The sequence below is a fragment of the Zunongwangia sp. SCSIO 43204 genome, assembly GCF_019904275.1.
Lineage (GTDB): Bacteria > Bacteroidota > Bacteroidia > Flavobacteriales > Flavobacteriaceae > Zunongwangia > Zunongwangia mangrovi.
Map to the genome: position 1 here is coordinate 2,965,832 of NZ_CP063204.1, position 11,022 is coordinate 2,976,853.

At 36.9% G+C, this 11,022-nt stretch carries 6 protein-coding genes and 2 pseudogenes; 7 read left to right on the plus strand and 1 reads right to left on the minus strand.

Annotated elements, in window-relative coordinates; all coding sequences use genetic code 11:
• The first annotated feature begins 36 nt into the window (after positions 1–36).
• The 7 genes and pseudogenes from INR75_RS13275 to INR75_RS13305 all read left to right on the plus strand — a co-directional run.
• Positions 37–1,089 (plus strand): glycosidase, encoded by a 1,053-nt coding sequence (locus INR75_RS13275; protein WP_223089149.1) that lies wholly within the window; start codon positions 37–39, stop codon positions 1,087–1,089.
• The gene (locus INR75_RS13280; protein WP_223089150.1) at positions 1,082–2,656 is read left to right on the plus strand and encodes a hypothetical protein; all 1,575 of its coding nucleotides are present in this window, start codon (positions 1,082–1,084) and stop codon (positions 2,654–2,656) included. The genes INR75_RS13275 and INR75_RS13280 overlap by 8 nt, the downstream gene beginning before the upstream one ends.
• On the plus strand, positions 2,653–4,287 hold the full coding sequence (locus INR75_RS13285; protein WP_255584541.1) for a sodium:solute symporter: 1,635 nt from the start codon (positions 2,653–2,655) through the stop codon (positions 4,285–4,287). The genes INR75_RS13280 and INR75_RS13285 overlap by 4 nt, the downstream gene beginning before the upstream one ends.
• Positions 4,288–4,297: 10 nt before the next feature.
• Complete coding sequence (bglX, locus tag INR75_RS13290; RefSeq protein ID WP_223089151.1) at positions 4,298–6,523, plus strand: beta-glucosidase BglX; 2,226 nt, start codon at positions 4,298–4,300, stop codon at positions 6,521–6,523.
• 23 nt (positions 6,524–6,546) lie between these two features.
• Entirely contained in the window at positions 6,547–7,818 is a 1,272-nt protein-coding gene (locus INR75_RS13295) for a cellulase family glycosylhydrolase (protein ID WP_223089152.1), read from the plus strand.
• Between the two features lie 214 nt (positions 7,819–8,032).
• Positions 8,033–9,185: pseudogene (locus INR75_RS13300) on the plus strand (IS3 family transposase).
• A 13-nt stretch (positions 9,186–9,198) separates the two neighbouring features.
• Positions 9,199–9,750: pseudogene (locus INR75_RS13305) on the plus strand (group II intron maturase-specific domain-containing protein); the annotation flags it as partial.
• Positions 9,751–9,855: 105 nt separating this feature from the next.
• On the opposite strand, the gene INR75_RS13310 reads toward INR75_RS13305, so the two are convergent.
• Positions 9,856–10,671 carry a hypothetical protein gene (locus tag INR75_RS13310; RefSeq protein ID WP_223089153.1) on the minus strand — a complete coding sequence of 272 codons (816 nt, stop codon included), beginning with the start codon at positions 10,669–10,671 and terminating at the stop codon, positions 9,856–9,858.
• Between the last annotated feature and the right edge of the window lie 351 nt (positions 10,672–11,022).

An 11,022-nucleotide genomic window follows, 5' to 3' on the forward strand; every position in this document is an offset into this window, starting at 1 on the left:
AAATAAATAAATAATTCCAGAAAACTAAAATATAAAATGAGCGAAATCCAAAAACTTACGGTAAATAACGCTTCCTTGAAACTTAAAAAATATGAACACAACCCTGTATTGTCGCCCAATATCCATAATTCCTGGGAGAGTTTGGTCACTTGTAATCCAGGAGTTTGGTATGAAAATGGTATTTTTTATATGTTATACCGCGCTGCCGGTAATGATGAAGAACATAGAATTCGTTTTGGCTTGGCGACAAGTGATAATGGAAAGGACTTTAAAAGGAATTCTGATAAGCCGGTATTAGAACCTAGTTCAGACGGTCCAGATATGGGAGCCATAGAAGATCCAAGAATTGTAAAATTTGGTTCGGAATTTTATATTACATATGCCTATCGCCCTTATCCACCTGGGCAATACTGGAATTTTGGTCATGATGAAATAAGACTACCTGAAGTAGGCGAAGATGCACCATTAGTATTAAAAAATAATATTGCAAACTCTGGATTATTATTAACCAAAGATTTTCATACTTATCGCAGACTGGGACGAATTACCAGTCCCCAACTTGATGACCGGGATGTAATATTGTTTCCAGAAAAAATCAATGGTAAATATGCAATACTTCACCGTCCTAAGGAATGGGTGGGATCAGAATATGGTTGTGAACATCCCTCTATATGGATTAAATTTTCATCTGATCTTATGGATTGGGATGAGCCAAGTAAGTTATTGTTAAAAGGGGTTAAAGGCACATGGGAAGAAAAAATAGGTGGAAGCACTCCCCCTCTGAAAACAAAAGATGGATGGTTGATAATCTACCATGGTGTGGAAAACGGCGGTCAAGGTTTTTATAGAGTAGGGGCAGTTCTGCTCGATCTAGAAGATCCCACAATTGTGACACATAGACTACCCTATTTTATTATGGAACCAGAATATGATTACGAGACCGAAGGATATTATAATGGATGCGTCTTTCCTACAGGTAATATGATTATTGATAATACATTGTATGTTTATTATGGCGCAGCAGACAAATATGTCGGACTAGCCACTTGTAATTTAGAGGAACTCTTAAATGCTTTAAAGAATGCTTAAGCAAATTATTAATTCTTTTTCTCAATTTGGTTTATTCGCACTTTTATTTATTGGGTGCGATAAAAAATCATCTCATTCAACTTCGGAGCAAATAACTTTGCTTCCGAATAATGTAATATCATCATCTTCAGATTTTATTGGAGGAGGAGTGGAATGGTCAGCTTATCCTCATGCGGATGCTGAGGATGCTGAATGGGGTCTTTTAATGACAGAAGAAAAATGGAATACAGTTTTTAATCGGCTGGATTTTATGCAACCAAAAATTGTAAGAGTGCTTGATCAGGCCAACTGGAGATATTTAGAGGGCATGGATAAAGAAGGAAATCCTGTTTTAGATTTTGAGAATGAGGAAATGCAAGCACTCTATAAATTGCTCGATTACTGTGAAAAGAATAATATTCAGGTAATTTTAGGAGAATGGGGACAACCTTATAAAGTACATGATACTAACCTAAATATGCAGAATGTCTTTACAGGAGCAACAGATCCTAAGTGGATTTCTATCATCGCGGATCATCTCCAATATCTTATTAAAGAAAAGGGGTATAAATGTATTCAATATTATAATTTGGTTAATGAACCAAACGGATACTGGTCTTCTATTGATGGAAATTGGGAAGAATGGAAAGAGGCTGTTAAAATGTTAGATAGCGCTATTGCTTCACGGAATTTAGACCAGGTAAAACTTTTGGGGCCAGATAGTACCCCTTATAATAATGAGAAATCAAAATATAAAGGAAACGAATGGGCAAAACAGGCAGTTTTACAGTTAAATGACGTATTGGGAGGCTATGATGTTCATGACTACCCTTCACAAGAAAAAGTTAGGTCAGGTGAATTTCAAGAGATATATTCAGATATGATAGCATTCGCCGACAGTATTTCACGTAAGCCATTTGTGCTTGGGGAGGTGGGGTTTGAAAAATATGTAGAACCAAATATTTCACGATATAAAAATGATCCATATGCAAGTCCTGATAGTCAAATGAGGGTTTATGACTTTGACTATGGAGTGGATATGGCTGATGTTATGGCTCAAGCACTAAATGCCGGTTTTGATGGCGTGATCGCATGGGGTTTAGATGATGCCATGCATACCAATGGTGATACTGGAGATAAAACTCAATTAAAACGTTGGGGTATGTGGAATATTTTAGGAGAAGAGTTAATCGGTAACAAAAAAGATGAGGAAATTCGTCCTTGGTTTTATACATGGGCCTTGATGACCAGGTACTTCAAAGGAGAAATGGATATTATTGGAACCAGCGGAAAACTACCGAAAATGGTGAGATTCGTTGTTGGTAAATCCACTGATGGCGATATCACTTTTTCAGTAATAAACAATTCCGAAGATGATATAGAATTAACTATAGATATTAAATCCTTTAATGCAAACGGTAAAGGATTTAATAAATATTTATATTCTGAAAGTACACGTCCGGTGGATTCAATGGGCTTCCCTATACCTGAAAAGAAAAATTTGATGCTTGAAGAGAGCTTCGAACTAAAATTATTGCCGAAAAGTGTAGTCTTGTATACTACATATAATGCTAGAGGAAAATCATGAGCTTAAGTACAATAGATTTCACGGTATTGCTTGCCTATATATTATTCATAATTTGGTGGGCATTAAAAAATGGGAAAACTGAGAATTCAGACGACTATTTTCTTGCTGGACGAAACCTTTCCTGGCCTATGGTAGGTCTTTCTCTTTTCGCAGCGAGCGTTTCTAGCTCTACTTTGATGGGACACTCTGGTGAAGGTTTTATAAGTGGAATAGCCGTTTTTAATTACAATTGGATTTCTGTACTCGTCCTTGCTTTTTTCGCTACTTTTTTTCTACCATTTTATATTAGATCAGGTATTTTTACTATGCCAGAATTTCTTGAAAGAAGGTTTGATGGAAGATCAAGAACTTATTTTTCTTTCATTACAATCATCGGGAATGTATTTTTAGATGCTGCCGCTACTTTGTATACTGGGGCACTTATTATAAAAATGATTTTTCCTGAAGCTGAAATTGTATGGATAATTATTGGAATGGCTGCAGTTGCAGGAAGTTACACAATAATAGGTGGTCTCTCTTCTGCCATAAATGCTGATATGATACAGGCTACGATCTTAATAATTGGTTCGGGATTATTATTCTTTTTTGCACTTAAAAATATAGGGGGATGGGAAACCTTTGTGGAAAGGTTTAATGATGGGTTCTGGCTTAAGTTGACTCGCCCTCTTGATGACCCCACTGTTCCATGGTTAGGTATGTGGGTAGGAATTCCTATTCTAGGATTCTACTTTTGGGCAAATAATCAGGTGATGGTTCAAAGAGTACTCTCTGCAAAATCTGTAGATCATGGAAGAAAAGGTGTTTTATTAGTTGGATTTTTATACTTATTAACCATTTTTATTTTTATTATTCCAGGTTTGATAGCAAGGGGTATAGATCTGTATGGAGTAGAAAATCTACCTCACAAAATAATCAGTGGTAGTGTTCTAAAACAGGAATATGGAATTAATACAGATCAAGTTTATCCACGACTAATTCTTGAACTTTTGCCTATTGGTCTTATTGGAATTATTCTTTCTGCCATGATTTCAGCCCTGACTTCAACCTTGAGTGCTACATTAAGTTCGGTATCTACTCTTTTTACGATGGATTTTTACAGTAAGATTGATAAAAATGCAAGTAGCAAGAAAAAAGTTCGAGTGGGTCAAATAACAGCGGTAATTACATTAGTTATTGCCGTAATTTGGGCACCCTACATAAGGGATTTTGACTCTCTTATTGCTTATTATCAGGAGATAGTATCATATCTAGCTCCTCCTATTGTTGGGACATTTTTTTTGGGTTTATTCTGGAAAAGGGCAAATGGAACTGGGGCAATAATCGGTTTGTTTTCTGGTCTTCTTGTAGCGGCTACATTAATGATTATGAAATATATTCTAAATTTTGAATTGGAACTTCACTTTTTACTTTTAGCCCCGATCCTTCTCATTTTAAGCTTAATAATAACTGTAGTAGTTAGCTTATCTACTCAGCCTCCATCCGAAGAAAAGATAAAAGACAATACCTGGACCGTTCAAATTTGGAGGGATGAAACCAAGGAGATGAAAGGAGTGGTTTGGTATAAAAATTATAGGTTTCAAGTGGTTGTTTTAATACTGGCGTGTTTTGGGATGTATGCTGCGTTCTTTTAAAAATGGAAAAATGAGAATTTTTATACTATTTATACCTTTATTAATTACACCTAATCTTCTAGCTCAGAAAGATATTGACATTAATCAGAAAGTAGACAGTTTGTTGAATCGAATGACTTTATTAGAAAAAATAGGTCAAATGAATCAGCTTTCAGCAGATGATATGGAAACCAATTATGAACTTATAAGGAGAGGTCTGGCTGGTTCGGTATTAAGTATAACAAATCCTACTGTCGCTAATAAAGCACAACTTGTCGCTGTTGAAGAAAGTAGGTTAGGTATACCAATAATAATTGGTAGGGATGTTATTCATGGCTTTAAGACTATTTTTCCTATTCCATTGGGGCAGGCAGCCAGTTTTGATGAAGAACTGGTTCAGCAGGGAGCCAGAATAGCTGCTATTGAAGCTTCTTCTGTAGGTATTCGTTGGACTTTTGCTCCAATGATGGATATAACACGTGATCCACGATGGGGTAGAGTCGCCGAAAGTCTCGGGGAAGATCCTTTACTAGCCTCAAAACTGGCTGTTGCGATGGTAAAAGGTTTTCAGGGTGATAATCTTTCCAATCCTGATGCGATTGCAGCGTGTGCTAAACACTTTGTAGGTTATGGGGCTGCCGAGGGTGGCAGGGATTACAATACTACCTTGATAACCGAACGCGGTTTTCGCAATCTCTATCTAAAACCTTTCGAAGCTACAGTTAAAGTGGCGAATGTAGCAACCATTATGTCTTCCTTCAATGCCAATGACGGCATACCTGCTACTGCGAATAAATTTTTATTGAAAGATATACTTCGTGATGAATGGGGGTTTGACGGATTTGTAGTATCAGATTGGGCTTCTGTGACTGAAATGATCGCCCATGGTTTTAGCGAAAACGAAAAACAGGCCGCCATGCAGGCTATTAAAGCTGGGGTTGATATGGAAATGGTTAGTGGTACTTACCTGGCTAATGCTGAAAAGCTTTTGGAAGAAAAGAAGATTTCAGAAGAAAACATAGATAATGCCGTTAGAAATATTCTCCGGGTTAAATTTCGATTAGGTCTTTTTGATAATCCATATGTTTCTAGTGAATTAAAAAACGTTTTTTACGCTCCGGCTCATTTGGAGAAAGCAAAAGAAGCTGCGGAAGAATCTGTAGTGATGCTAAAGAATAAAAACTCAACGCTTCCACTTAAAAAAGTCAAAAAGATATTGGTAGTGGGGCCACTTGCTAATATGCCTCACGAGCAGATGGGTACTTGGGTATTTGATGGAGAGGCATCTCATACCCAAACACCATTATTAGCTTTAAGAAAACAGTATGGTGAAAAAGTTAAAATTGATTATGAACCAGTATTAAAGTATTCAAGAGATAATGATATTTCGGCTTTTAATAAGGCCGTTGAAAAGGCTAAGAAAGCAGATGTAATCTTAGCGTTTGTCGGGGAGGAATCAATCTTATCCGGGGAAGCTCATAGTCTTTCTGACCTACATCTTCAAGGTGCGCAAAGTAAATTGATCAAAAAACTTTCTGATATAGAGAAGCCTTTAATAACTGTGATAATGGCGGGAAGACCATTATCGATAGAGGACGAAATTATTCAATCTGACGCATTGCTGTATGCTTGGCACCCTGGAACAATGGGAGGGCCAGCTATAGCGGATTTACTTTTTGGTAAAGCAAATCCATCAGGAAGGCTGCCGATCACTTTTCCAAAAGAGGTAGGCCAGATTCCTATGTATTATAATCATTTAAATACAGGTCGACCGCCCACTGGTAATGATTCCCAATTAGACTGTATCCCAGTAGGAGCCTTACAAACATCTTTGGGAAACACCTCCTTATATCTGGACAGCGGGCATGAACCATTATTTCCTTTCGGATTTGGGTTGTCTTACAGTAATTTCAAGTATGGGGAACCAAAACTTAAGGAAAAAATATTATCTGTAAATGATACGCTGAATGTTTCCATGGAATTAAGCAATATTGGAGATTATGATGGAACTGAAATAGTACAATTATATATTCGAGATCTATATGGTTCAATAGCTCGGCCGGTAAGGGAGCTTAAAGATTTTCAGAGGGTAAATTTAAAGGCAGGAGAAAATAAGGTAGTTCACTTTCAGCTACCGATATCGCAAATAGCTTTTTGGAATATTAATATGGAAGAAATCGTTGAACCAGGAAATTTTCATATGTGGATTAGTAGAGATAGTAAATCTGGAGAACCAATAAACTTTGAAGTAAGATGATAAAGAAATGTTTTATTTTTTATATGTATATGGCAATGTACTCCATCAATGCTCAGGAATTTATAAAAATTATAGATGGTAATTTTATTAAAAACGGAGAAACCTTTCATTATCTCGGAACAAACTTTTGGTACGGTATGAACCTGGGAGCAGATAACAAAGAAAGGCTGATTCGAGAATTAAATCAATTAGAAAAACTGGGGGTAAAAAATTTAAGGATTATGGCGTCTTCAGAGGGAGAGTTAGATGCTCCTTGGCGAATGCAACCTACTTTACAGCCTCAACCAGGAATATATGAAGATAAATTATTAGTTGGTCTAGATTTTCTACTTAATGAAATGAAAAAAAGAGATATGCTTGCAGTAGTATGTCTTAACAATTTCTGGCCCTGGTCAGGCGGGTTTGCTCAATATGTTGCTTGGACAAATGGAGATGAAAATATTCCTTTTCCTCCTCCTGCAGATGGGGGAGATTGGCGGACTTACCAAGAATACTCAGTAAGATTTTATCAAAATGAGAAAGCACAAAAATGGTTCAAAGATTTAATTCGCAAAATTATACATAGAAAGAATACTGTAAATAATGTAGAATATAGAAATGACCCAACTATTATGGCTTGGCAACTAGCCAATGAACCGGAAGGAATAGATAAACCAGAAGTATATAGGAATTGGATTTATGAAACTGCCGATTTCATAAAAGAACTAGACAGTAATCATCTAGTTTCAATAGGTAGCGAAGGAAATACCCCCTCCCCTAAAAATGGAACAGATTTTTTCAATGATCACAATTATTCATCTATAGATTATTGTACTTTTCATCTTTGGGTGCAAAATTGGGGATGGTATAATCCAAAGAAACCTGAAGAAACATATGGGAATGCAATACTTAGAGCTTCTCAATATATTAATGAACATCTAGAAATTGCAAGAAAATTAAATAAACCAATAGTTCTGGAAGAATTCGGAATATCAAGGGACGATAATAGTTATGATGTATCTTCCGAAGTAGTGTACAGAAATAAATATTTCAAATTTATTTTTCAATCAATCTTAAATTATGCCCAGAACCTGAAACAAATGTCTGGAGTAAATTTTTGGGCTTGGGGAGGAGAGGGAAGACCCAGAGTTCCTAAGGCTATTTGGAAAACTGGAGATGATTTCATAGGAGATCCGCCACATGAATATCAAGGCTGGTATTCAGTATATGATAAAGATATTTCCACTCTAATTATAATTCAAAATTTTGCGGAAGATTTCACATCACTTAATTCTGAATTAGAAGGAACTAAATGAATGTAGCCTTTTACTAACATTTCTTTTTCTAGCTATTAAATTGAGATTTTATCAATATTCAAAAGTTACAATTCTTTGGGAACCCTAAAAACGTATAGGATAGGGATTAAAATTTATAGTCTTAAAAGAAATGAGTTAACTATGGTTGTGTAAGCTTCCCTTACAAACGAACTGTTTAAAAGTATAATATATTTTATAACTTTAAACAGTAATTATGAAGAAGAGTAGATATTCACCACAGCAAATCGCAAAGATTTTAAAGGAATTTGATAACGGAAAAACGGCCGCAGAGATCAGCCGTGAATACGGCATTAGTACAGCGGCATTTTACAAGTGGCGGGAACGCTATGGCGGTATGAACGGCAAAGAGCTGAAGCGCCTAAAAGATTTGGAAGAGGAAAATCGAAGACTGAAGCAGATGTATGCCAATCTATCCCTGGATCATCAAATTGCCAAAGAAATCATTGAAAACCTGCCTGCCGGCAGGCAGGAAAGCTTTAAAGCCCTGCCGTAAAAGAGCCATAGCCAAAGAACTTGTTCATTACGGCATCAGCAGGGCGTGCCGGGTTTTAAATATGAGCAAAAGCGTTTTTTATTACAAGCCAATCCCAAAGGACGATACTGCTATAGAGAAGGCCTTACAACAAAAAGCTAAAGAACATAGTGAGGAAGGCTTCTGGATGGCTTACGATCGATTAAGGAATGAAGGTAAGCCCTGGAACCACAAACGAGTGTACCGGGTTTATAAAAAGCTTGGCTTAAGTTTGAGAAGAAAGGTGAAAAAGCGTTTACCTGCCAGGGTTAAAGAACCCCTGGAGGCTCCCATAGCTCCTAATCGTAGTTGGAGTATTGATTTTGTGACTGATGTTTTAGAAAATAAAAGACGCTTCCGTGGCTTAACGGTAATCGATGATTACCACCGGGAAGCATTGCATATAGAAATTGATTTTTCACTGCCCAGCAAACGTGTTGTCTGGGTACTAAACCATTTGATTAATCGCAGAGGAAAACCCCAAAAAATAAGAATGGATAATGGCCCTGAATTTATTGCTAAAATAGCTTCAGAGTGGAGCCAGATGCATGAAATCGACTTTCAGTACATTCAACCAGGGAAACCTACACAGAATGCTTTTATAGAACGATTCAATGGAACCTATCGAAGAGGCGTTCTCAATAAATACCTTTTTGAAGATCTCAATCAGGTAAGAGAAGAAACAGAGACCTGGATGGAAGATTACAATACCGTAAGACCTCATAACGCACTAGGAAAAATGGCGCCAGTAGAATACGCCGAATTTCATTCTTCTGGCGGTACCGCCAGAAGAATGAAAAATGATATTTTTGGACAATCAAGCAGTTCTAATTAGGGGAAGCTTACACAACAGTATCTACAAATTCTTGCGGGACAAGCTCCAGCTTCCCATAAACAGGGAGAAGAGTGGCATACGTAAACCTTTAGGTTTTCAAGTATTGGGGTTTGGTTTTGTACCAACCTACAAGAAAGGGGAAAAAGGCAAATATCAACTGGTGGCAGGATTGTCAAAATGGAAAGAGTTTAAAGCAAAGCTTAAATACCTGACCAAAAAGACGGTACCCGCGAGTTTTGAAGAACGTATCCAACGCATCAACTTGCTACTCCGAGGCTGGATAAATTACTTCAGACCAGCATCCATTCAAGAAAAGCTTAAAAAGCTTGAAGAATGGCTAAGAAACCGTTTACGGTATTGCATTTGGCATCATTGGAAGAAACCCGAACGAAAGCGGAAAAACCTGATTCGCTTGGGGATTGACTTTGACCAAGCCTATGCTTGAAGCCGTACCAGAATGGGCGGTTGGGCAGTAGCCCAGAGTCCTATTTTGCGTACCACCATTACCGTAGAACGCTTAAAAATGAAAGGTTATGTTAGTTTAATCGAATACTACAAACGATAAGTTTCATTATTGAACCGCCGTATACGAGACCCGTACGTGCGGTGGTGTGAGAGGCGCAGTGGCGGCCATAAGGTCGTCACCCGTCTACTCGATTGGCAACTGGCTTTATTTAATCTTTGTTTCGATTTCCGAATTTGAATTGACGATTGAATTAACAGTTATGTCGTCATTAATTTTTACATTAAGTTCAATTGTAAAGGACGCATTATTTTTAATTATTTGACTTTCATTAATGTCAAATTCTACAATTCCATTTCCATCGCCATTTGCCACAACATTTGTTTGTTCAATTTGAGTACTTAATTGAATTGTTTCCTTCAAATTAAAAATTGCAATATTTTCTTTTACACTTTTGAGAGTAAATGTTTTTATAATATCAATTTTAACCGGATTTGCTCCTTCTATTGGAATACTCATTGGCATTTTATGTTCAAAACTGTCGCCGATTTTCAAAGGTTTTTTAGGGAAATCAATGTCAGGTTTTACATTTTCTAAAGCGTATTTGATTCCGTCCTTCGTTTTTTTATCTAAATCGTCTGATAGAACTTCTTTTACGTTAAGCTTATTTTCAGAATAAGTGCCTTTTATAATTGTTCCAGAAATTGGATTGGTCGTTTTATTTCCATTTACCGTAGTTATGATTTTTCCATATTCTATTGTTGCCGGAAAATTACCATTAGCGGTTATTCCTTTGGTAGTAGTAATTCGTGTCATTTTGGTTGAATTATTACTTTCTGTGGTTTTATCTTTTAAATCTGGATTTTCAGTCAAATACTGCACTTTATTCGTTGATGACATATTCATCGAAAGTGAATAAGTCTTTTCCGGTTTAATTTTGCTCTCGAATTCAAATTTTTCCTGTCCACAACTGTAAAGAGAAGTCAGAATTGTAATGCTTAAAATAAGGTTTTTAATATTCATCGATTTTTTTTCAGCTTGTTGCCAACGGTTACGGTTATGGACAAGTAGCGGGATTTAGGATGCGGATTTGTCGGATTAGCTTATTGTTTCTTGGTTTCTAAAATTATACTTTTTCGGTAAAACCCGCTATTTGCTATAACCGATGTGTGTGCCCAGCATGGGCATCTTTATAATATCGAAGATATGATATTAATCTAGAGGGTGCAAGTCCCTTATGGGCAGGGGTAACGCCTTGAACCATTAGTAAGCTGCAAGCTTGTCTGTCGTGAGACAGGAAGTGAAGGAAGCAGGACTACAAACCCTGGTACTGACGAACAGGAACCGGATATGAGGCTACAAGGTTGGATTAGC